The sequence below is a fragment of the Streptomyces sp. KL116D genome (genome assembly GCF_030766975.1).
In the GTDB taxonomy this organism is placed as follows: Bacteria; Actinomycetota; Actinomycetes; order Streptomycetales; family Streptomycetaceae; genus Streptomyces; species Streptomyces longispororuber_A.
This window is the reverse complement of record NZ_JASERH010000115.1, coordinates 37145-58937: the sequence shown is the minus strand read 5'-3', so window position 1 is coordinate 58937 and position 21793 is coordinate 37145. Positions and strand designations below refer to the sequence as shown.

The window sequence follows — 21793 nt, the reverse complement described above, 5'->3', positions numbered from 1 at the left end:
GAATGACGACGAACCTGACGATCGGCGAGCGAGTCGCGTGGTACCGCCGCCGGCGAGGCATCTCCCAAGAGGTTCTGGCCGGACTGGTCGGTCGAACCGTCGATTGGCTGAGCAAGGCGGAGAACAACCGCATCGAGCTGGACCGGCTCTCCGTCATCAAGACTCTGGCCGACGCCCTGGACGTGAGCCTGGGCGACCTGCTCGCCGAGCCGACCCTCCTGGACTGGACAGCCGACAGCGGTACGGGCACCGTGCCCGCCCTTCGTTCGGCGCTGATGAACTACCGACAACTGACCCCGCTGCTCGGGGTGACCACCGAGGGGGAACCCACCCCCCTCGACGAGCTGCGCGAGAGCGTGGCCGAGGTGTGGGACGCCTACCAAGACTCTCGCTACGGGCTAGCAACGCGCCGTCTCCCATTGCTGCTCGCAGACGCTCTCATCGCAGCCCAGGCTTACCAAGGCCAACAGCGCGAACGAGCAAACGAGTTGTTGGCCATGACCTACCAGAGCGCCGCCATGGTGCTCACCAAGGTCGGAGAGACGGATCTTGCCTGGATTGCCGCTGACCGAGGGCTCGCTGCCGCCCAGCAGTCCGGCAATGCAGTAGTGACCGGTTCGCTCTTCCGGTCGGTGGCCCACTGCCTTCTGTCCAACGGGCGATTCGACGCTGCCGTGCAGCTCGTCGGGGACGCATCGGACTACCTGCGGCCAGGCCTGAACGACACCGCTGCCCCTGAGTTCCTGTCGATCTACGGGACGCTCTTCCTCGCCGGCTCGATGGCCGCGGCGCGGGCGGATGACCGCGCGAGCACGCGGGCGTTCCTCGCCGAGGCCGACCAGTCAGCGCGCCAGCTAGGACGTGACGCCAACTACGTATGGACGGCATTCGGCCCGACCAACGTAGCGATCCACCGCGTGGCCACGGCGGCTGAACTGGGAGACATGCAGGTCGCCGTTGACCTAGGGCCCCAGATCGACACGAGCGCGCTTCCGGTTGAACGGAGGACGCGCCACAACATCGAAGTGGCCCGCGCGCTGAGCGCCCACAACCGCGTCGACCATGCACTGGGCATGGTCCTTGAGGCCGAAGCATGGGCGCCCGAGCAGGTTCGAAGCCACTATCTCGCTCGTGAACTCGTGCTCACCTGGGTCCGCAACCAGCGCGGTCGTCCGAGCCGAGCTATGGCCGACCTCGCCAACAGGCTTCACGTCGTCTGAGGTAGGTACGCTCGGCTTCATGGCAGCGAACGAGCACGAAGCAAAGATGGCGCATCCGCGCATGGCCGCGGGTGCGCTCTTTTTTGACGCCACTGGCCGGATCCTCATGGTGGAGCCCACCTATAAGGACTACTGGGACATCCCTGGGGGCTACGTCGAGACGGGCGAGTCCCCCCTTCAAGCAGCCGTTCGCGAAGTCCGCGAAGAGCTGGGCATCAGCGTTCCCCTCGGCCGACTGTTGGCAGTTGACTGGGCGCCGAGCGACGGCGAGGGCGACAAGGTGCTCTATCTCTTCGACGGCGGTCAGCTGCCCCCTGAGACCTTGGGTCGAATCACGCTCCAAGGAGACGAGTTGAAGAGCTACGCCTTCCTGTCGTCAGTCGAGATCTCCGAACGCAGCATCCCCCGCCTTGCTCGGCGGATCACGGCCGCTCGGGATGCACGAGCTGGCTCCGATACCGCATATCTGGAGCACGGTCAGCAGCCTCAGGACGTCGCCGCATAGGTCTGGACAGCATCACGATCTGAGCCATACACGCCGATGCCGGGCTACAGCAAAGACTCGTTCCACCTGGTCCGGTGTGAGCTGTCCCGACAATGGGCCCAGAGCCGACACCTCTCGCTCCTGATAGATGCGGACGGCGTACTGTGTGGCAGCTCGTTGCAGTGAGGCCACGCCGACAAATACGAGAGCCGGCTCCACCGGCACCGTGAAACGGCAGTAGCGCTCTAACACCCGCTGTACGTGACTGGCCTCAGCTTTACTCGCAGCGGCATACGGGGTCGGCTTCCCACCATTCACCTTGGCCATCTCGTCGCCGACCCACACGGAAGCGCCAGCATGATGCTTCGTGTTGATGGCGAACACTCCCCCAGGGCCGATCAGCAGGTGATCGATGTCGCCACCGTTGCTCTTGGGTACGCCATGAAGAGCTCGCCAGCCCTGAGCGGTGAGGCGCTGCAGCTCTCTGCCTACCCTCCGCTCTCCTTCGAGGCCCACGTACCAGGAATCCCACTCCGATGGGCGCCGCAAAGCTTTGGCCCACAAGCGCTGAGCCGTCGACGGTCCACGAGCGGCGATGGCTTCAATGAGTACGGCGCCCGGCCGGTTTCGAGCCAGATCGTCGGCAACCGTCAACTGCGGAACCTGTAAGGGGCGTTCTGCTCTCTGAGTTGCTGGCTGCTCCCGCGGTGGGGCGGGCATTCTCTGAACAGGTTCAGGAGTAGCCGGCGCCGGGGGACTGACAGTCACCGCGTCGCCGAGATGCTGGCGCAGGAGTGCCACCGCTTCAACTCGATGCTTCTGCACCTTGATAGTGATGACCTTGGTGGCCCGATCCGCCCAGGCAACCGCGGTGCCGTCGGGCAGGTTCACGTACAACCGGTCCCTACCGTGCCGCTTCCATGGATTCACCGTCAGATCGCTCATGCGCCCCGCCCCACATGTAGACCGATGGTCCCCACAATCATCGGAACAGCCTGGGCAGCGACCGGCAAGACCGCCTCGCGGACAAACTTTCCCTACTTCATCAAGGCTCGCTCCGCTCGCGGCTCGGGCCGGCCCCGCGGCGTCGATCATTGCCAACCCAACCGCCAAAGGGCACTTCAGCGAACCACGGCCGCTCACGGCCCCTCGCTCCTCTCCGCCATGATCCGGCCCAGAAGAGGAGAAGAACCAAGCACCGGTGAGACCCCAAGGTGCAGGAGCAAGAACACCACCTCTTAAAACCCCAGACCCACTGTCCCCAGGGGATCGATCCATACGGACCGAGAGCCTCACAACTTCGGGGTGGCGCCGGCCGGCCGCCACCCCGAAGCCACCATGCCTACGTCAGTGGCTGCGGCGCGTCGTCCGTCCGGAGCCACCCAGGAGGCCACAACCAGACAACCGGGCCGTGAGGCACAAGGTGGAGAGCAAAACCACAGGTCAAAGACGCTTTGTGTTACCGATCAGGCCGGATCATGGCGGAGCGAATCGACGGGCCAACGCAGCCAGGTTCACAAAGCGCCCCAAGGCCCGCTGACCAGCCACAGGCCCAGCCCGGATGCGGGCAGCACCCTCGACGAACGGGAAACCCGTCCTGGCCGGGGCCGGTCGGCTCCACGGCTTTAGGCAGCCACCATGGGGCGAGCCTCGAAGATCATGGCCCCAACGTCGTGCCTTAACGGGCAGGTCCACAGACTGCCCGACTCGCCGGAAGCTTAAGGGGCCATGATCACTCGCCCCATGGCAGCTCCAGCCCAAAGCCGCTCCACCGACCTCAGCGATCAACGACCGGGCGCGGCTGGTTCTGATCCCCACAAGAAACCGCGTTCTGTTTCAAACAGCATTCCGTGCGGCAGTCTGGAGTCATGGGGGTTCCTAGTGTGCGCGTTTCTTTTCGCCTCACCTTCACCGAGTTCATTGCCGATCCAGACGACGAGGACTGCCGACGCCGGGCCGCCACCATCCCGGCAGACAGCATCACCTTCGAAGGCGCAGACCTGATCTTGTGGATCGGTGGAACGGAGCGAGCCCGCTACCCCATACCTACGATCAAGTCCGTTGAGGTAGTCCAGGCGCCTGGCGGCAGTCGGCGCGAGGATCCAGACCAACTCCGCTCCCAGTACCCAAACTTCGGCAAGCCTTGGACTGCCCTCGACGAAGAGAAGCTCCTAGAGCTGTACCGGGCAGGACAACAGAACTACGAGGTCCTAGCCATCGAGTTCGGGCGCCAGCCCACTGCCATACGTTCCCGTCTGGCCAAGCTCGGCCTTGAGCAGCTGGCCCCCAACAATCACTCCGCGTGAGGGATGCGCAAGAGTGGTTCAAAACCAGGTAGGCCCCTTGGTCCAGTTCCTCTACACCGGGCGATGAGAGTGGGAAGTCGCGCAGGTGCGACGGATCTGATGTGGCTACTGCCCTCGTCGAACTGCAACTCCGCCATCCGCCAGGGTTCAGCCTCCCAGTAGCGACGAGACGCGCCACAACCGGGCCCATGGCGGGATCGGCTGCCTACGGCCGTGCGAGACCGACATCGGACATGGCCGGCGATCATGCACGAAACGCAGGCCGCAAGTAGGTCGAAGGGGTGATCATCCGCGCGTCCAGGCGGCAGAATGTTAGGTACTAGGCAAGCCGCCACGTCACGGTCGACGCCCGCGTCGCTGCAGAGGGAAGGAGAGGGACGCCACCCGGACCCGAAGAGGCCACGTCCACACCCACTTGGGCGTCCCATCGGTCATCCCATGAGCAGTGCGTCCGCTGTCACTATGACCACTAGCCCAGATCACAGGCTCGAGAAATTGCTCGGACGGCTACTCAAGCGGAAGGCCAGTAGGTCAGAGGCGGAAGTCCAGGCGGACGTCCGCACCTTGCTCTTGGACGGTCGCTTGAATCTAGGCGATGACGACCTTCACGAAGAGGTGATGCCACGCCTTGAGAGTCAGGTGGGCGATCGTCGGCGCATCGATATCGAGATCGGCTTTACTGCGATCGAGATCAAGAAGGATCTTCGCAGCAAAACCATTCGAGATGCCGCAGAAGCACAGCTAGCTGGGTATGTTCGAACTAGGACGGAACAGCTCGGACAACGATATGCAGGCATCCTTACCGATGGCTCTGACTGGCGCGCATACAGTCTAGCTGGCGATGACTTCATTCAGGTGAGCCGTTTTGAGCTCAAGCCCCGAGTGGCTCTCGAAGATCTCTTGCTATGGCTGGAAGGGGTCCTTGCCACAGCCCAAGGCATCAAGCCAACTCCGTCCGCAATCGAGGCTCGCATGGGTGCGGACAGCCCTTCCCACCAGCTCGACCGGGCCACCCTTACTGCACTCTACGAGCAGCACAAAAATCTACCAACCGTAAAGCTCAAGCGTGAGTTGTGGGCACGGCTGCTCCGAAGTGCACTGGGCGCGCAGTTTGACGATAGTGACGAACTGTTCATCGAGCACACACTTCTAGTTAACAACGCGGCGATCATCGCTCACATGGTGCTTGGTATCGACGTCAAGGATGTACGAGCCGCAACCCTTGTTCAGGGGCAGTTGTTTACCAGGGCGAACATCTTCGGTGTAGTTGAGTCCGACTTCTTTGGATGGCCCATCGAAGTTGAAGATGGAGAATCTTTCGTACACACCCTGGCCCGTCGCTTGGCTCGATTCGATTGGCACGAAGTCGAACATGACGTCCTGAAGGTGCTATACGAATCCGTCATCGCCCAGGAAACACGCAAGAAGCAGGGTGAATACTACACACCCGACTGGCTTGCCGAGAAGATGGTTTCCGAAACCATCACCGACCCACTAAATCAGCGCGTACTTGACCCCTCATGCGGGTCCGGCACCTTCCTCTTCCATGCTGTCCGTCGCTATCTCGAAACGGCAGAATCCGCTGGGCAATCACTCAAGCGCTCGCTTGACGAACTGATCGACCATGTCGCCGGGATCGATCTCCATCCTGTAGCAGTTTCCCTGGCACGCGTCACCTACTTGCTCGCCATTGGGCAGGAGCGTCTAACTTCGAACGATCGTCGGCACATAAGGGTACCTGTATACCTTGGCGATAGCTTTCAGTGGCAGCAGCGCACCGATCTACTGGATCACGGTCATTTGGTTATCCGAACCGGCGCGGGCGGACAGTTCTACGAAAACGAGCTTCGCTTCTCTGAGAATCTACTCGCAGACGCGGTCAACTTCGATGACCTCGTCAACGAGCTAGCGGACAAAGCCACGAACCGCCCTGCCGGAAAAATCCCATCACTCAGTGCGGCATTCAACCGATTGGCGATCACTTCCGAGCAGGACCGGCAGGAGCTAACCCACAACTTCAGGCTGCTGTGCGAGCTCGTCGATGAAGGCCGTAACCACATTTGGTCGTACTATGTGCGCAACCTTGCCCGACCGATGTGGCTCTCTCGCGCTGAAAATCGAGTGGACGTATTGATCGGCAACCCACCCTGGTTGTCCTACCGCCACATGCCGAGAGACATGCAAGAACTCTTCAAAGAGATGTCTCAATCCCGCAAGCTATGGCGCGGGGACGAAGTAGCGACTCACCAGGACCTATCAGGCCTCTTCATTGCGAGGGCGATTCAGCAGTATCTGCGTGAAGACGGGAAATTTGCCTTCGTCGTGCCAAACCCGCTCCTTGACCGCCCCTACTGGTCCGGCTTCAGGGCCGGCGACTACCCTGACCCTGAAACTCCGGTGAAGGTTGCCTTCTCAGGCTCATGGGACCTTCGCCGGCTGCGGCCACATTTCTTCCCGCGTGGCAGTGCCGTAATTTTTGGACGCCGCATCAAAGTAGGAATTGGCACCTCGGCGCAAGGCAACAACCCTACCGCGCTATCTAAAGAGACCGAGCGATGGACCGGGAAGATTTCCCGCACGGCAACAACATGGCCACAAGCCAGGGGTTGGATCAAGAGAGAAACGGCGCAACTTAAGTACGCCAAAGAATCGCTAATCTCCTCGCCTTACCGTTCACGCTTCAATAACGGAGCCACGATTTACCCGAAGTATCTGTTCTTCGTGGAAGCCCAACAGGCTAACTCCCTGGGCCTTGGCGGCGGGCGCATTTCCGTGCGTTCCGAACGGAATAACCTTGAAAAGGCGCCATGGAAGAACCTCCCCGATATGGAAGGAGTCGTGGAAAAGGAATTCATTCGCCCTATCCTTCTCGGAGAGAGTATCCTTCCATACCTTGTCTTGGATTCGAAACAAGCCGTTCTACCCGTCGAGGCGACCGGCACACTGATGGATGGCGACCATCCTCATTTGGATCGATACCCGGACCTTGCTCGCTGGTGGAGAAATGCCGAGGAGCAGTGGGAGACTCATCGCCGCAGTGAACGACTCTCGCTGCTGGAACAACTGAATTTCCGCAAGAAGCTGGCAGATCAATTGCCCGGGACTCCACTGCGTGTCGTGTACGGGGCATCTGGGATGCACGTCACTGCGGCGCTGGTCGAAGATCCCAATGCGGTTTTGGAGCACAAACTCTACTGGGGAACTGTATCGAACAAGATCGAGGGCCTGTACCTGACCGCGATCCTGAATGCCCCGGCACTTACCGAATTGGTTCGTCCGCTCATGTCCTACGGAAAGGACGAGCGTGACATCGACAAAGCAGTGTGGGAGTTGCCTATTCCCGCCTTCGATCCCTCGGAGGCTACGCACGCACGCATTGCCGAGATCGGCGCGGCAGAACACGAGCGAATCTCCCAACTCCAACTGGACAAGTCGAAGGGTTTCGTCAAGCTACGCCAAGTGGTCCGGCAAGAGCTCAGCACGTCACCGGACGCCGAGGAGCTCGACCAACTCGTTCGCCTTCTTCTCGAATAATTCTGAACCTGCTGGCCAGCTGAGTGCGCACTCACCCAGATTTAGCTAGGCGTGCGGCACTTAGGGATGCCTAGAATGGGGGATAAATGCGGTTCGAAGTAATGCAGCAAGGCGAGAGGGAGCCAACCGACCTGCGTTACCGCGCACTACTCATTGCCGACCGATGGGACGATTTCGGATTCGCCACCCTGTTCTACCTTGTCATTTACGATGAACACGGCGTACGGCACGACATCGGAGAGGTGAAGATCGGCAGACGCGGTATGCGTCCGCGCTTCCCTCTCTCACTGCCTGCAGACTTTGACACTCTGGCTGAGAGGTTCTTTTCGCTTGGCCAGGACGACAGCTACTACACCAACCTCGTCGGCCTGGGACATCAAATACGAGACGTTGTTCTCGCTGCCTTACGGGATGTAGTTTACGACGAGGCTATATTTCGGCAAGTCCGAACCGAGCCAGTGACTCAGAAATCTCTGATGCGTTTCGTGCAGGCAACTGCGGTTCAAGATCAGTTCCGCCGTATCGCTCGAGGCGGAGAGCGAATTCGTGGATTCGAAGTAGTCTATGAGCCACCACGTCCGCGAGGGGGAGAAGGAGAAGCGGTACTACTACCCTTCACAGTCATTCCTCAATCGGTACCGCCCACAAACATTCACGTTCTGATCGGCCGAAATGGCGTCGGCAAGTCATACTTGCTCAATAAACTCACGCGCTGCATTGCAGACAGGCGCTCGGAAGAGTTTGAGGTAGGCAGAATTATTGAGGCCGACCGCGGAGACCTCGATACATTCGCCAACCTAGTGAGTGTCACATTTAGTGCGTTTGATGAATTTCCGCAGATTGACGAAGAAGACATCGGGATCGATCGATACTCATATGTGGGTCTAAAGCTACCAGGTCGCCTTGGTCAGCATCCCGAGATAAAGGCTCCGGAGCAACTCGCTCGCGACTTCACTGAAAGTGTGGAAGCGTGCCTAACAGGGCGACGTGCGCAGCGCTGGGCGAACGCTCTTCGCACGCTTCGCTATTCCGGAAGCGGCTTCTTAGAAGACTCATGGGTTGAGGACTTCCTTGCGATCGAAGCTCCCGAGCAACGCAAGGAAAAGGCTAAGAGCCTATTTAAAAATCTCAGTTCGGGTCATAAAGCAGTCCTCTTGACGCTGACCCGTCTCGTTGAGCACGTCACTGAACGTACTCTTGTTGTAATCGATGAACCGGAATCGCACCTACATCCTCCGCTGCTAGCTGCCTTTATCCGAGCACTTTCCGATCTCCTGACAGATCGAAATGGCCTGGCAATAATTGCCACCCACTCACCTGTAGTCTTGCAGGAAGTGCCGACGTCATGTGTGTGGAAGTTGCGTCGCTACGACGACCAGATGATCGCCGAACGCCCCTCTATTGAGACATTCGGCGAGAACGTAGGCATTCTCACACATGAAGTCTTCAGCCTTGAGGTTACAGACTCGGGATATCACCGGTACCTGAAAAGATTGGTGAGGCGGGGGTTGAGTTATGACGACGTGCTGAGCGCTTTCGGAGGACAGCTCGGAGGCGAAGCTCGCGCCATTACGCAGGGGCTCATCGCAGTGCGCGACCTGGGCGGAGGCTTGGGACCAGCCGTGGAGGACAGGTTCGAGTGAGACCCCTCCCGCGTCCCGACATGCCGGTATCTGAATTTTACCGCACGTGCATTAGTGCTGCGCGTGTGCCTGCGCGGCGTCGCCTCGAAGCACTCACAATGGACGTCGTCAATGCTTCCAATCTTTACGAGAATGCAGCAGCATCCACCGCGCTTCACACATTGGCTCCACTCAAGGGAGTGCCCGAGGATGAAGATGACCGGTCGGAGCTCCTCAAAACCTACAAGAGCAGAATGGTGCCAGCCGACTCTCCGGGTAATCCCGTCTACAACACTCTGAAGAAGGCACCTAAGCACGGCATTTGCCCTCTCTGCGGGCAACGGACAGTCGAAACGCTAGATCACCAGATGCCTAAAGCTCATTTTCCGCTGCTCGCCGTGACCCCCTCGAACCTAGTTCCCGCGTGCAGCAGCTGCAATTGGATAAAGAGCTCGATCTTCCCTCAGACCGCCCACGATCAAACCTTGCACCCATACTTCGATGATGTGACGAATGAGCAGTGGCTTCACGCCCATGTCATCGAGTCGGACACGGCCCCTCCATCCTTGGCATATTTCGTGGAAGCTCCAAACCATTGGAATCCAGTCCTCTCAGAGCGAGTGCGTCTACACTTCAATACCTTTGGGTTAGCCGAACTTTATGCGTCCCACGCAGGTCAGGAGATTAGCGGCATACGCAGCTTCCTTTCAAACTTGCCTGAGCTGGATCCCCGTATCTACTTGGAACGTATGGCAGCCAGTATCACGAACAGTAGGGACACCGGTGGACTAAATAATTGGCGTGCAGTCATGTACCAGGCCCTATCTCGCAGCACTTGGTACACCCAGGGTGGGTTTAACAAATTCTGATACACCCAGGCCTGCCGAGCGCCGGCAGGCTTCCAAGGAACGCCCCCGGTTTCTTGTGGACCACGGCCTGCCCACCCTCGGCAAGGACAGCTGGAGTCAAGCCCTAGCTGTCTCGCCTTTCTGTGCCGGTTGCTGGCTGATGTTTCTTGATCCTTCGGGTAAAGCAGGTATCACGCCTACATGCGACGTCGGATGTACCAACTCCCCACCCCTGCAGCAGTGCTCAGCGAGCCGTGGACAATCCGTGGACTGGTCCACCCTGATTTGCCATACGCAGGGCCGTGAGCTGCTGCGTTGCTCGCAACTCAAGGCCCCTCCGGAGCCGTGTGCGCAGGTTCGAATCCTGCCGGGGGCACCTTGAATTGGGTGCCTAAAGACCCCGCAACCAGCAGAGATGCTGAGTGCGGGGTCTTCTTGCTTGTGCGGGCGGATGCGGCTCCGAGTGCCTCGCTGGTGGTGGCAGACGCGTTCCGGAAGAGGCCTACTTCGGGGGCCAGTTGCCCATGACCTGCAGGGGCACGGAGTCGGCCCGGTCCGGGTACGCGGCGTTCTTCAGGAAGTGCTCCCCGGCCGTCACGGCCGGGGACGTCGCTGCGGCTTCGGTTCACAGCGGCGTAGCCGCGTGCAGGATCACGATCAGGGTGAACGCCGAGTTCGCCGATGCCATCGCCGAGAGCATCGTGCCGACCAGTGCCGCCCACGCCGCCGCTCCGACCGCCGTGAACAGGGGTGGCCAGGGGCGGGTCGCGGGGGGTGGGGCCAGGAGGGCGGCCACTCGGCGTGGGACCGGGCCGGGGGACGCGAACGCGGGGGTTGCGGGGAGCGGGGTGCGCGGGGTGAGCAGGGCCGCCTTGCCGACCGCGCGGGCGGTGAGGCGGCGGTCGCCGACGGCGCGGGCCGCGTCCTCGTCGGCCCAGCGCTCCACCGTGTAGGTGACCGCGGTGCGCAGGGGGCGCAGGAACGGGTTGGCGCGGGCCGCGAGGCCGACCAGGAGCAGGTGCCGGTGGTGGCGGCCGGCCAGATGGGCCCGCTCGTGCGCGAACAGGGCCCTGCGCTCGGCGGATCCGAGGCCCGCGAGCATCCCCGTCGACACGACGATCCGGCCCTCCGGGAGCGTGTGGGCGTACGGGATGTCGTCGGGGAGCACCGCGATCCGGCGACCGCCCGGGAGTCCGGCGAGGGCGCGGGCCGCCTGTCGTGCGGTCCTGCGACGGTGCGTCAGGAACGCTCCGCAGGAGAGCAGCGCCGCCGCGAGCGCCACGATGGCGGTCTTGCCGACGACCTCGTCGTGCGGCACCGCGGCCCGTACCTCGGGGTCGGCCCAGCCGTCCGGCAGCGGGTTGCCCGGCAGCTGGGCGGTGCCGACGATCGCGAGCAGGCCGAGGCAGAGCGTGCTGCACAGGGCCAGGACGAAGCCGACGCCGGTCAGCAGGCGGGTGGCGGCGCGCGGGTGGAGGTGCCGTTCGGCGAGCCGCGCGACCGGCCAGGCGGTCAGCGGCAGGACCAGGGGCAGGAAGACGAAGACGCCCATCGTCAGCCGCCCCCGGTGCCGTCCGCCCCCGAGCCTTCCTCGTCCGCGAGGAGCTCGCGCAGCAGCCGCTCGTCGCCCGCGGACAGGCTCGACACGAAGCTGGCGAGGACCGCGGCCCGGTCGGACTCGCCGTCCAGGACCCGGCGCATCCGGTGCGCGGCGAGGCCGGCCTCGTCGGACGCGGCGGTCCAGGTGAAGGAGCGGCCGACCCGTTCCCGGGTGACGGCGCCCTTCGCCTGGAGGCGGGTGAGGATCGTCATCACCGTCGTGTACGCGAGGGTGCCGCCGAGGCGTTCGCGCACCCAGGCCGCCGTCGCCGGGCCGTGCGCCTCGCACAGCGCCGCGAGCACCTGGCCCTCCAGCTCGCCCTGACCGCGCCTGCGCCCGCCCTCGGCATGCTCGGCGCCCGAAGCGCCCTCGGCGCCCTCGGCGCCCGCAGCGTTCTCGTCGTGGCTCACCACGTCACCCTCACCCTCCTCCTCCGCTCCAGCGCCTCATCGTAGTGAGGCGGGCCCGCTCCTCCCCTCCGGCAAACTTCTACAGTGTTGTAGATTTCAGGGTACGTTCCCCACCGTACGGAGGAGAAGACCGTGGGAGTTTCCCTGTCCAAAGGCGGCAACGTCTCGCTCAGCAAGGAGGCGCCCGGCCTGACCGCGGTCCTGGTGGGTCTCGGCTGGGACGTGCGCACCACCACCGGCGCCGACTACGACCTGGACGCCTCCGCGCTGCTGTGCGACGCGTCCGGGAAGGTGGTCTCCGACCGGCACTTCGTCTTCTACAACAACCTCACCAGCCCGGACGGCTCGGTCGAGCACACCGGCGACAACCTCACCGGCGAGGGCGACGGCGACGACGAGAGCGTCAAGGTGGACCTGGAGGCGGTGCCCGCCGAGGTCGACAAGATCGTCTTCCCCGTCTCGATCCACGACGCCGAGTCGCGCGGGCAGAGCTTCGGGCAGGTCAGGGGCGCCTTCATCCGCGTCGTGAACCAGGCGGGCGGCGCCGAGATCGCCCGCTACGACCTCACCGAGGACGCCTCCACGGAGACCGCGATGGTCTTCGGCGAGCTGTACCGGCACGGGGCGGAGTGGAAGTTCCGTGCCGTCGGCCAGGGGTACGCGTCGGGCCTCGCGGGCATCGCGTCCGACTTCGGAGTCAATGTCTGACCCCGTCCCGACTTCGGTCTGTGACAGCCGCCACCCATGACCAGCACAGGTTTACGGGCGGCTCGGTCGGTGACTACGGTGCCTTGGATGTCTCGCAGCCACTTGAACCTCACAAACCTGAGAAGACGTGATTTCGGGAGCCGGGGTTCCACACGGGAGGGATCGTGAGCGAACCGGTTCGGATCGCGGCCCGACGGAGTCCGCTGCCCGAGCAGCGCGCCACCACCGGACCGCCGCATGCGAGCACCGCCGCTCCGAAGCCTTCGGAGACTCCGGCCCCCGCGGGGAAGAAGCCGGGTAAAGCGCGGGACGCGTTCTTCGACAACGCGAAGTACCTGGCGATCGTGCTGGTCGCGATGGGCCACTCCTGGGAGCCGCTGCGCGGTGACAGCCGGGCCGCGGCCGCCCTCTACATGATGGTCTACACGTTCCACATGCCGGCGTTCATCGTGATCTCCGGCTACTTCTCGCGGTCCTTCGACGCGAGCCCCACCCGGCTGAAGAGGCTGGTCACCGGGGTGGCCGTGCCGTACGTGATCTTCGAGGTGGCGTACACCTTCTTCAAGCGGACGGCCGGGGACGACCCTTCGTACCCGATCAGTCTGCTCGATCCCTGGTACCTCACCTGGTTCCTGATCGCGCTGTTCGTGTGGCGGCTGTCCACCCCGCTGTGGAAGGTGATCCGCTGGCCGCTGCCGGTGGCGCTCGCCATCGCCGCGCTCGCCTCGGTCTCCCCCGACATCGGTGACGACCTGGACCTCCAGCGCGTGCTGCAGTTCCTGCCGTTCTTCGTGCTCGGCCTGGTCCTCAAGCCGGAGCACTTCCAGCTGGTGCGCCGCAAGGAGGCGCGGATCCTGGCACTGCCGGTGTTCGCGGCCGCGCTGGTCTTCGCGTACTGGGCGGCGCCGCGGATGAACGCGGCCTGGTTCTACCGGCGCGACAGCGCCCAGGAGTTGGCCGCGCCCGGCTGGAGCGGCGCCGTGATGACGCTCGCCATGTTCGGCTGCTCGGTGATCCTGGTCGCGTGCTTCTTCGCCTGGGTGCCGGGGCGCAAGCTCTGGTTCACGGCGCTGGGGGCCGGGACGCTGTACGGGTACCTGCTGCACGGCTTCGTCGCCAAGGGCTCCCGGTTCTGGGACTGGTACGAGGTCGACTGGGTGCACACGCCGGCCGGGCAGATCGTGGTGACCGTGGCCGCGATGACGCTCATCACCGTGCTCTGCACGCCACCCGTGCAGCGCATGTTCCGGTTCGCGATGGAGCCGAAGATGGAGTGGGCGTTCAAGCGGGACGCGGCCGAGGTCGCGCGCAAGCGGTAGCCGTCGGCAGTATGTGGTCCTCGGAAGGGGGAGGGTGCGTTCCGCGCCCTCCCCCTTCCGTGTTCGGGGCCCTGTGTTCCGAGTTCCGTGGTCAGAATCCGGCGTGTTCGGCGGCCGGGGCGGGGGTGGTGGCCAGCGGTGGGGTGGCGGGGTCCTCGCGCAGGCCGTGCTTCGCCCACCACCCGGTGGGGCTTCTCGCGCAGTTCCCCGCGCCCCTAAGAGCACGGGTGCCCGCCGTGGGCAGCAGGGAATTCCGCCGAGTGCGGGACGGTGGGGACTTCTCGCGCCGTTCCCCGCGCCCCTAAAAGCACGGGTGCCCGCCGTGGGCAGCAGGGAATTCCGCCGAGTGCGGGACGGTGGGGACTTCTCGCGCCGTTCCCCGCGCCCCTGAGAGGCGCACTTCGTGCGCCGTCTCATGGGGCGCCTATGGGGCTGCGGCGAAGCCGCATGCTCCAGGGGCGCGGGGAACTGCGCGAGAAGCCCCACCGGCCCGCAGGCGCCAACGGTCCTCAGGCCGATGCCCTCTTGCGTGGGGTGGTCTTCTTGGCTGTGGTTGACGTTGACGTTGACGTCGACTTCTTTGTCGACGTCGACTTCTTCTTCGACGCCGTTCCGGAGGAACTCTTCTTCGACGACGTCGACTTGGCGGCGGACGCGCTCTTCTTCTTGGGGGCCGCCTTCTTCCGGGGCCGCGACGACAGATGGGTCACCTCGGCCACGTCCTCCGTCGAACCGCCGGAGGCCCGCGCCTCCTTGGCCGCTCGTACGCTGCTCTCCAGCGCGGCCATGAGGTCGATCACCTTGCCGCCCTTGGCGGCCGGCGCCGCAGGGGTCTCCGCCTGCTCGCCGCCGGAGGTCTTCGCCGCGATCATCTCCTCGACCGCGGTCCGGTAGTCGTCGTGCAGCGAGTCCATGTCGACCTCGCCCAGTGTGTCCATCAGGGCGTCCGCCAGGTCGAGTTCGGCGTCCCGCACCGTGACGTGGGTGTCCGGCGCGGCGTCCTCGGGCGCCCGGATCTCGTCCGGCCACAGCAGCCCGTGCATCGCGATGGCGTCGTCGACGACGCGCAGCATGCCCAGCCGTTCCCTGCCGCGCAGCGCGAACTTGGCGATGGCGACCTTCTTGCTGCGCTTCAGGGCCTCGCGCAGCAGCGTGTACGGCTTGGCCGCGGGCACGCCGTTCGCGGCGAGGTAGTACGCCGCGTCCATCTGGAGCGGGTCGATCCGGTCGGCCGGGACGAAGGCGACGATCTCGATCGTCTTGGCCGTGGGGATCGGCAGCTGCGCGAGGTCGTCCTCGGTGATCGGGATGATCGAGCCGTCGGCGTCCTCGTACCCCTTGCCGATCTCCGCGGCCGTGACCTCCTTCTCCTCCAGCTCGCACACCTTGCGGTAGCGGATCCGGCCGCCGTCCTCCAGGTGGATCTGGCGGAAGGAGATCGAGTGGTTCTCAGTGGCGTTGACCAGCTTGATCGGGATGCTGACCAGACCGAAGGAGATGGCGCCGTTCCATATGGAGCGCACGGTGTACCTCCCGTTTCGCCCTGCTTGGCTGGGAAATCTTCAGTATTGCCAGACTATTACCGTATGACGCCCATCACAGAAGTGGAGGGGCGGCGGCTCCCGCTCAGCAATCTGGAGAAGGTGCTCTACCCGGCCACCGGGTTCACCAAGGGCGAGCTGCTGCACTACTACGCGACCACGGCCGGCTCCCTGCTCGCGCACCTCTACAACCGCCCGGTCTCCTTCCTGCGCTTCCCCGACGGACCCGCCGGACAGCGCTTCTTCGCCAAGAACGTGCCGCCCGGAACCCCCGCATGGGTGAAGACGGCCGAAGTTCCGCGTTCGGCGGGCGTCTCGCGGCAGATCCTCGTCCAGGACCTGGCGACGCTGGTGTGGGCGGCGAACCTGGTCACGGAGTTCCACACCCCGCAGTGGCAGGCCGACGCCCCCGGGCAGGCGGACCGGCTGGTGTTCGACCTGGATCCCGGGGCCCCGGCCGACGTCGTGCAGTGCTGCGAGGTCGCCGTGTGGCTGCGCGAGCGGCTCGCCGCCGACGGTCTGCACAGCTACGCGAAGACCTCGGGCTCGAAGGGCCTGCACCTCCTCGTCCCGCTCACCCCGACCCCGTCCCCGCAGGTCAGCGCCTACGCGAAGGCCCTCGCCCAGGAGGCCGAGGCCGAGCTGCCCCGGCTCGTCGTGCACCGCATGACGCGCAGCCTGCGCCCGGGAAAGGTGTTCGTGGACCACAGCCAGAACTCCGCCGCGAAGACGACGGCCGCCCCCTACACCCTGCGGGCCCGCCCCGAACCGACCGTGTCGACGCCGGTGACCTGGGAGGAGGTCGAGTCCTGCGCCCACGCGGACGATCTGGTGTTCCTGGCGGACGACATCGCCCCGCGGCTGCGGCGGTACGGGGATCTGCTCGGCCCGCTCATCAACCCCAACCGGGCCGGGCGGCTGCCGTCATGAGCGACGTCCTGAGACCGCCGGTCGACGTCGCCCTCGCCGAGTCCGTGGACGCGCTGCCGCGGGACGACACGGGTGGGGCGTGGGCGTACGAGCCTAAGTTCGACGGGCACCGGATGGTCGTCCTGCGCACGGCCGACGGCGTCGTGCTGCAGGCCCGCTCGGGGCGCCTGGTCGCCCGGGCCTTCCCCGACCTCGTCGCGGCGGCCGAGGCGCTGCCCGCCGGCACCGTGCTCGACGGCGAGGTCGTCGTCTGGCACGAGGCGCGCACGGACTTCGCGGCGGTGCAGCGCCGGGCGGCCGCGGCGTCGACGGCCCGGGCCCGGGTGCTGGCCCGGGAGCTGCCCGCCTCGTACGCGGCCTTCGACCTGCTGGCCGAGGGCGGCACGGACCTGCGCCGCCGCCCGTACACGGAGCGCCGCGCCGGTCTGGTCCGCCTCCTCGCCCCGCTGGGCCCGCCGCTCCAGCCCGTCCCGTCGACGACCGACCGGGCGACGGCCCTGACCTGGTACGAGACGCTGCCCGCGAGCGGGATCGAGGGCCTGGTGGCCAAGCGGCTCGACGGCACCTACCTCGGCGGCCGCCGCACCTGGCTGAAACTCCGCCACAGCGACACCCGCGACGCCCTGGTGATCGGCTTCACGGGTCCGCCGACGGCGCCCCGCGCGCTGGTCGTCACGCTGCCGGGCGACGGCTCCCCGATCCTGACGACTCCCCTGCCGTCGGCCCTGCGCACGGAAGCGGCCCGCCTGCTGCCCCCACCGACCGGCGACGAGACCGTGGTCACGGCGGTGGGCGTGGGCGAGGTCACCTATCAACTTCTGCCGCAGGAGGGCGAGTTGACCCTGGAGATCCGCCAGCGCACGACCCGCCACGGCGCCTTCTCCGCCGAACCGGTCCGCTTCCGGTGAGCCGGTCCGCTTCCGGTGAGCCGGTCGGCCTCCGGTGAGCGCAGGCCCGCCCGAAGGGCCCGATCCCGGTCACCCCGGCTGCACGCCCCGAAGGGCCCGCTCCGCGGCGCGCCCCGGCTACACGCGCACCCACGCCCCCCGGTCCCGGGCCATCGCGTGGAGCGCCTCCACGTCCGCCGGCTTCAACAGCCCGCCCACCCGGGCCAGCCCGGACACCTCGGTGTCGGTGAGCAGCCGGACGTCCCGCGGCGGCGCCAGCACGTCGACCGCGGACGGCTCCACCAGCACGAGCCCGGCCCGCACCTCGGCGGTGAGCGCGAACGAGGCCCGGGACGCGTCCGCCCGCACCCTCCGCAGCAGCGCGTCCGGCTCGCCCCGCCCCAGCGTGACCATGGGGTCGCTGATCCGGACCCGCTGCTTGCGGGCGGGCAGCACGTGCAGGGCGAAGAGGCCGCCGGGGCCGATCAGGAGGTGGTGGATGTGCGCCCCGCCGGGCAGCGGCACCGAGTGCAGCACCCGCCACCCCGCCCCTTCGAGCCCGTCGAGCACCTCCCCGGTCTGCTGCTGCGCGGCGAGCGCCCGGCGCCGCGGGTCGCTGCGCAGCCTGCGCTGCGGGGCCGGGTCCCGGTCGAGGGAGATCACCAGCGCCTCGCCCGGCCGGTTCGGCGCGAGGTCGTCGTCCGGGTGGAGGCTGAGCCGGGCGAGCTCGGCCGGGGTGGGCACCGGCGGCGGCCCGACGGCGACCTGTCCCGTGATGAACGGGCGGAGGACGGCGAGGACGTCCTCCCGGTTCGATTCGCTGAGCAGGTTGACCCGGCCCGCATCCCGGTCGTACCAGGCGACGTTCCTGCCGTCGTCGCCGTAGACGTAGAGCCGCTCCTGGCCGTGTCGCCAGGTCGGTATGACGCGCAGTCCGCTCATGCCCCATCACCCCATGACCATGGGAGCAGGATGCCCGCCGCAGGGCAAGAAGCCCGCAAGCCCGACATGACGTCCGTAACCGCCCCGTCCGGCGGCCTTCACCGCATCGGGCGGAGAGCGTGGGCCTGCTGTTACACAGCTGCCGAATTGCCGTGATGGCGAACTTTTACCGTTCATGAGGTCGAACCGGACACCACCGTGTCCCCCAGAGCCGGACGGAGAGACCTTTCATGCGCCCCGCCTTCCTCCGCAGCGCCGTCGTCACCGCCGTCCTCGGCGGCGCCCTGCTGGTGCCCGCCGGCGCGTTCGCCGAGGCCCGGGCGCCGCAGCACCCCACGTCGACCGCGACGACCGCACCCGCCGAGATGTCCGTGCCGCGACCGGCCGAGGCCCAGGCCACGGACGACCCGTCGGCCAATCCGTACTTCCTGCTGGCGGGCGGCGGCATGGCCGCGGCCGGGGTCGCGGGGCTGGCCTACTCCACGATCCGGCGCGGCCGCGCCGACGGTTGAGCCACACCGACGGCCGAGCCACACCGACGGCTGAGCCCACGCCAACGGACGGGCCGCGCCTGCGACCGACCCACGCCAACGGACGAGCCGCGCCGACCGCCGAGCCACACCGACGGCTGAGCCACCCCACCCCACTTCCCGGAGCCGCCCCGTGCAGACCCCCGCCCGCATCGCCGCCACCGCCGTCCTCGCGGCCACCCTCGCCGCCGGGGTCACGGCCTGCGGCCAGGGCGGTGCGAGCGGCGCCGCCCCCGCGCCGGACGTCTCCGTGCGCGGCACCACCGCCCCCGCCACCCCGCAGGGCACGCCCGCCGCCATGGACCGGTCGGCGCCCACCGGCCTGCGGATCCCGGCGGCCGGGGTCGACGCGCACGCCATGCTGCGGCTCGGCCTGGACGCCGACCACGAGCTGGAGGTGCCGCCGGTCGACAAGGCGGAGCAGCCGGGGTGGTGGACGGGCAGTCCGACGCCGGGGCAGCGGGGCGCCGCGGTGCTCGTCGCGCACTACGACACGGCGCGCGGGCCCGCGCTGCTGCGGAACATCGCGAAGGTGCGGGCGGGTGACCGGATCGAGGTGCCGCGCGCGGACGGCAGCACGGCGGCGTTCGAGGTGCGCGAGATCCAGCAGGTTAATAAAAAGGACTTCCCCACCAATAAGGTGTACGCAGCGACCGACCGCCCCACCCTGCGCCTGATCACCTGCGGTGGCCCCATCGTGGACGGTCACCGCAGCGACAACATCGTTCTCTTCGCCGACCTCGTCGGGGACTGATCCGGTCCGGGCGAGCGGCCCGGCAGGCAGGAGTGCAGTGACGCCCAGGCGCCTCGGCCCGCTGGCCGCTACGGCCCTCGCCGTGCCCGCCGCCGCCCTGCTCCTGTCGGGCTGCGGGGACGCGGGCGGCCTGGAGGCCGCGGGCGCGACCCCGACGGCGGTGGGCCCGCGCCATCTGTGGCCCTCGCTGTCCCCCGCCTCCGCGCCCGCCGACGACTACGGCGCGGGCGAGACCGAGCTGGTCAAGGGCGTCACGGTGCCGCACGGGAACCTGCGCGAGGTCAGCCCGGTCGCGGTGCTGCGCGCCCAGGTCGCGGCCGGTGACCCGGACCTGTCCAAGGAGTCGGCGCAGAAGCTCGACGCCTGCGGCGACCCGGGCCCCAAGAAGGCCGACTGCCCGGTCCAGCACGGGTACTACGCGGATCTGACCGGGGACGGCAAGGAGGACCTGGTCGTCGCGATCCGCGAGCCGAAGAGCCTCCTCGTGGTCCGCGTCTACATGTATGCGGACGAGAAGCTGACCCAGATCATGGACGACGAGGACGCCGTCATCAGCGTCCAGCTGGCCGGGCGCAGCATCGTGGTGCGCGCCGTGGCGGACCTGCCCGGTTACGAGTACCGGACGTCGTGGTCGTACGACGCCCATCAGCGGGCGATGCTGCCGACGCGCGACGAGATCGTGCGCACCGGGCCGCCGAAGACTCCCCCGGCCGAGACCCCTGCTCCGGAGTCGCCCTCGCCGGCCCCGTCCGCGCCGTCCGTGGCACCGTCCGCGTCGCCGTCCGCCGTGCCCTCCCCGAGCGCCTCGTGACGGGCCGGCTGCGGCTGCCCGCCTGGACCGCGTCGCTGACCTGGAAGGCGGCCGCGTTCATCACGGTGATGTGCTGTGCGCTCGCCGCGCTGCTCGGCATCCTCGTGCACGTCTCGGTCACCAACCAGACGGTGCGCGAGGCGCGGGAGCGGGCGCTGTCCCGGCTCGACGAGGCGACCACGGCGTTCGAGGCGGGCGGGCGGCTCGGGCCGGGGGCCGGGGTGGATCCGCCGGGTCTGCCGGAGTCGCTGCGCGCCCTCGCCGTGGACGGGCAGCGCGGCACGATGGTCGGCAGCGGCCACGACGCGCGCCCCACGATGTGGGCGGCGGGCCCGGCGGCGGCCGGCACCGCGCTGGCGGTGCAGATCGACTACGGGCAGGGCGCCCGCACCATCGACGGCCTGGACAACGCGATCCTCGGCTCCTCCGTCCTGGCGATCGGGGCGACGCTCCTGGTGGGCGCGTTCGCGGTGACCCGGGTGACGCGGCGGCTGCACACGACGGCGCGGGTGGCGCGCAAGATCAGCGCCGGCGACCTGGACGCACGGGTGAACGATCCGCGGACCAAAGGGACCGGGGCCGACGGGGACACCGGCCGCCACCAGGACGAGGTCGCGGCGGTCGCCGGGGCCCTCGACAGCATGGCGTCCTCGTTGCAGGCCCGGATCCTCACCGAGCAGCGCTTCACGGCCGACGTCGCGCACGAGCTGCGCACCCCGCTGACGGGACTGCACGCCGCGGCGGAGCTGCTGCCGCCGGGCCGGCCCACGGAGCTGGTCCGCGACCGGGTCGCCGCGCTGCGCACGCTCACCGAGGACCTCCTGGAGATCTCCCGGCTCGACGCGCGCAGCGAGCGCGTGGACCTGGACGCGACGTGGCTCGGCCCGGTGGCGGAGCGGGTGGTGCGCGCGTCCGCCACCGACACCGAGGTCGTCGTCGTCCGGGACGTGTGCGTGGTGACCGACCGGCGCCGTCTGGAGCGCGTCCTCGGCAATCTCGTGGCCAACGCCCACCGGCACGGCGGCGCCCCGGTCACCCTCACGGTGAACGGGCCGGTGATCACGGTCAGGGACCACGGCGAGGGCTACCCGGACTATCTGGTGGAGCACGGCCCGCAGCGGTTCCGCACCGAGGGCGGGGCGCGCGGCCACGGCCTGGGCCTGACCATCGCGCTCGGCCAGGCCGAAGTCCTGGGCGCGCGGCTGCGGTTCACGAACGCGCCGGACGGCGGGGCGGTGGCCACGCTGGCGCTGCCGTACGACGAGCCCGTCACCTGGCCCGGGTAGCGGCGGTCCGGGCCGGGGTCACCCTGGCGGCGTCCGCCGCCGTGCGCATCCCCCGCCCGGC

General features: G+C 66.9%; 18 protein-coding genes. 13 read left to right on the top strand and 5 right to left on the bottom strand.

Going from position 1 to position 21793, the window contains the following annotated elements; all coding sequences use genetic code 11:
* Positions 1 to 2: 2 nt before the first annotated feature.
* Positions 3 to 1220: a helix-turn-helix domain-containing protein gene (locus RBJ77_RS44425; RefSeq protein WP_372350194.1), complete on the top strand. Its 1218-nt coding sequence runs from the start codon at positions 3 to 5 to the stop codon at positions 1218 to 1220.
* Between the two features lie 19 nt (positions 1221 to 1239).
* The gene (locus tag RBJ77_RS44420) at positions 1240 to 1725 is read left to right on the top strand and encodes an NUDIX domain-containing protein (protein ID WP_372350193.1); all 486 of its coding nucleotides are present in this window, start codon (positions 1240 to 1242) and stop codon (positions 1723 to 1725) included.
* Positions 1726 to 1737: 12 nt separating this feature from the next.
* Here RBJ77_RS44420 and RBJ77_RS44415 read toward each other — a convergent pair whose 3' ends face one another.
* A complete protein-coding gene (locus RBJ77_RS44415; RefSeq protein ID WP_372350192.1) occupies positions 1738 to 2649 on the bottom strand; it encodes a nuclease-related domain-containing protein in 912 nt (303 codons plus the stop codon).
* A 938-nt stretch (positions 2650 to 3587) separates the two neighbouring features.
* On the opposite strand from RBJ77_RS44415, the gene RBJ77_RS44410 reads away from it, so the two are divergent.
* From RBJ77_RS44410 to RBJ77_RS44400, 3 genes are all read left to right on the top strand, one after another.
* Positions 3588 to 4010, top strand: coding sequence for a hypothetical protein (locus tag RBJ77_RS44410; RefSeq protein ID WP_372350191.1), 423 nt, complete (start codon positions 3588 to 3590; stop codon positions 4008 to 4010).
* A gap of 438 nt (positions 4011 to 4448) precedes the next feature.
* On the top strand, positions 4449 to 7544 hold the full coding sequence (locus RBJ77_RS44405; protein WP_372350190.1) for an N-6 DNA methylase: 3096 nt from the start codon (positions 4449 to 4451) through the stop codon (positions 7542 to 7544).
* Positions 7545 to 7630: 86 nt separating this feature from the next.
* Entirely contained in the window at positions 7631 to 9187 is a 1557-nt protein-coding gene (locus RBJ77_RS44400) for an AAA family ATPase (protein ID WP_372350189.1), read from the top strand.
* 1452 nt (positions 9188 to 10639) lie between these two features.
* Here RBJ77_RS44400 and RBJ77_RS44395 read toward each other — a convergent pair.
* On the bottom strand, positions 10640 to 11566 hold the full coding sequence (locus RBJ77_RS44395) for a M56 family metallopeptidase (RefSeq protein ID WP_372350188.1): 927 nt from the start codon (positions 11564 to 11566) through the stop codon (positions 10640 to 10642).
* A 2-nt stretch (positions 11567 to 11568) separates the two neighbouring features.
* A complete protein-coding gene (locus RBJ77_RS44390; protein ID WP_372350187.1) occupies positions 11569 to 12024 on the bottom strand; it encodes a BlaI/MecI/CopY family transcriptional regulator in 456 nt (151 codons plus the stop codon).
* Between the two features lie 132 nt (positions 12025 to 12156).
* On the opposite strand from RBJ77_RS44390, the gene RBJ77_RS44385 reads away from it, so the two are divergent.
* The gene (locus RBJ77_RS44385) at positions 12157 to 12732 is read left to right on the top strand and encodes a TerD family protein (RefSeq protein WP_372350186.1); all 576 of its coding nucleotides are present in this window, start codon (positions 12157 to 12159) and stop codon (positions 12730 to 12732) included.
* A gap of 164 nt (positions 12733 to 12896) precedes the next feature.
* Positions 12897 to 14051, top strand: a complete 1155-nt coding sequence (locus tag RBJ77_RS44380; protein WP_372350185.1) for an acyltransferase family protein — start codon at positions 12897 to 12899, stop codon at positions 14049 to 14051.
* Positions 14052 to 14560: 509 nt separating this feature from the next.
* On the opposite strand, the gene RBJ77_RS44375 is transcribed toward RBJ77_RS44380, so the two are convergent.
* Complete coding sequence (locus tag RBJ77_RS44375) at positions 14561 to 15574, bottom strand: Ku protein (protein ID WP_372350184.1); 1014 nt, start codon at positions 15572 to 15574, stop codon at positions 14561 to 14563.
* 63 nt (positions 15575 to 15637) lie between these two features.
* Between RBJ77_RS44375 and ligD the strand changes: the two genes are divergently transcribed.
* Together ligD and RBJ77_RS44365 are read left to right on the top strand one after the other, a co-directional pair.
* On the top strand, positions 15638 to 16522 hold the full coding sequence (ligD, locus tag RBJ77_RS44370) for a non-homologous end-joining DNA ligase (RefSeq protein ID WP_372350183.1): 885 nt from the start codon (positions 15638 to 15640) through the stop codon (positions 16520 to 16522).
* A complete protein-coding gene (locus RBJ77_RS44365) occupies positions 16519 to 17430 on the top strand; it encodes an ATP-dependent DNA ligase (RefSeq protein WP_372350182.1) in 912 nt (303 codons plus the stop codon). The genes ligD and RBJ77_RS44365 overlap by 4 nt, the downstream gene beginning before the upstream one ends.
* 117 nt (positions 17431 to 17547) lie before the next feature.
* On the opposite strand, the gene RBJ77_RS44360 is transcribed toward RBJ77_RS44365, so the two are convergent.
* Positions 17548 to 18351, bottom strand: coding sequence for a nuclease-related domain-containing protein (locus tag RBJ77_RS44360; RefSeq protein ID WP_372350181.1), 804 nt, complete (start codon positions 18349 to 18351; stop codon positions 17548 to 17550).
* Between the two features lie 230 nt (positions 18352 to 18581).
* On the opposite strand from RBJ77_RS44360, the gene RBJ77_RS44355 reads away from it, so the two are divergent.
* The 4 genes from RBJ77_RS44355 to RBJ77_RS44340 all read left to right on the top strand — a co-directional run bounded on the left by RBJ77_RS44355 (position 18582) and on the right by RBJ77_RS44340 (position 21732).
* Complete coding sequence (locus RBJ77_RS44355; RefSeq protein WP_372350180.1) at positions 18582 to 18863, top strand: hypothetical protein; 282 nt, start codon at positions 18582 to 18584, stop codon at positions 18861 to 18863.
* Positions 18864 to 19014: 151 nt separating this feature from the next.
* Positions 19015 to 19635: a class F sortase gene (locus RBJ77_RS44350; protein ID WP_372350179.1), complete on the top strand. Its 621-nt coding sequence runs from the start codon at positions 19015 to 19017 to the stop codon at positions 19633 to 19635.
* Positions 19636 to 19672: 37 nt separating this feature from the next.
* On the top strand, positions 19673 to 20446 hold the full coding sequence (locus RBJ77_RS44345) for a hypothetical protein (RefSeq protein WP_372350178.1): 774 nt from the start codon (positions 19673 to 19675) through the stop codon (positions 20444 to 20446).
* Positions 20447 to 20454: 8 nt separating this feature from the next.
* Positions 20455 to 21732 (top strand): ATP-binding protein, encoded by a 1278-nt coding sequence (locus RBJ77_RS44340; protein WP_372350239.1) that lies wholly within the window; start codon positions 20455 to 20457, stop codon positions 21730 to 21732.
* Positions 21733 to 21793 lie beyond the last annotated feature (61 nt).

What these genes read in the sequence shown, in the direction of transcription:
- RBJ77_RS44365 (WP_372350182.1), top strand. Translation starts at nt 16,519, where the DNA reads ATGAGCGACGTCCTGAGACCGCCGGTCGACGTCGCCCTCGCCGAGTCC.
- RBJ77_RS44395 (WP_372350188.1), bottom strand. Translation starts at nt 11,566, where the DNA reads ATGGGCGTCTTCGTCTTCCTGCCCCTGGTCCTGCCGCTGACCGCCTGG.
- RBJ77_RS44355 (WP_372350180.1), top strand. Translation starts at nt 18,582, where the DNA reads ATGCGCCCCGCCTTCCTCCGCAGCGCCGTCGTCACCGCCGTCCTCGGC.
- RBJ77_RS44415 (WP_372350192.1), bottom strand. Translation starts at nt 2,649, where the DNA reads ATGAGCGATCTGACGGTGAATCCATGGAAGCGGCACGGTAGGGACCGG.
- RBJ77_RS44405 (WP_372350190.1), top strand. Translation starts at nt 4,449, where the DNA reads ATGAGCAGTGCGTCCGCTGTCACTATGACCACTAGCCCAGATCACAGG.
- RBJ77_RS44400 (WP_372350189.1), top strand. Translation starts at nt 7,631, where the DNA reads ATGCGGTTCGAAGTAATGCAGCAAGGCGAGAGGGAGCCAACCGACCTG.
- RBJ77_RS44420 (WP_372350193.1), top strand. Translation starts at nt 1,240, where the DNA reads ATGGCAGCGAACGAGCACGAAGCAAAGATGGCGCATCCGCGCATGGCC.
- RBJ77_RS44360 (WP_372350181.1), bottom strand. Translation starts at nt 18,351, where the DNA reads ATGAGCGGACTGCGCGTCATACCGACCTGGCGACACGGCCAGGAGCGG.
- ligD (WP_372350183.1), top strand. Translation starts at nt 15,638, where the DNA reads ATGACGCCCATCACAGAAGTGGAGGGGCGGCGGCTCCCGCTCAGCAAT.
- RBJ77_RS44425 (WP_372350194.1), top strand. Translation starts at nt 3, where the DNA reads ATGACGACGAACCTGACGATCGGCGAGCGAGTCGCGTGGTACCGCCGC.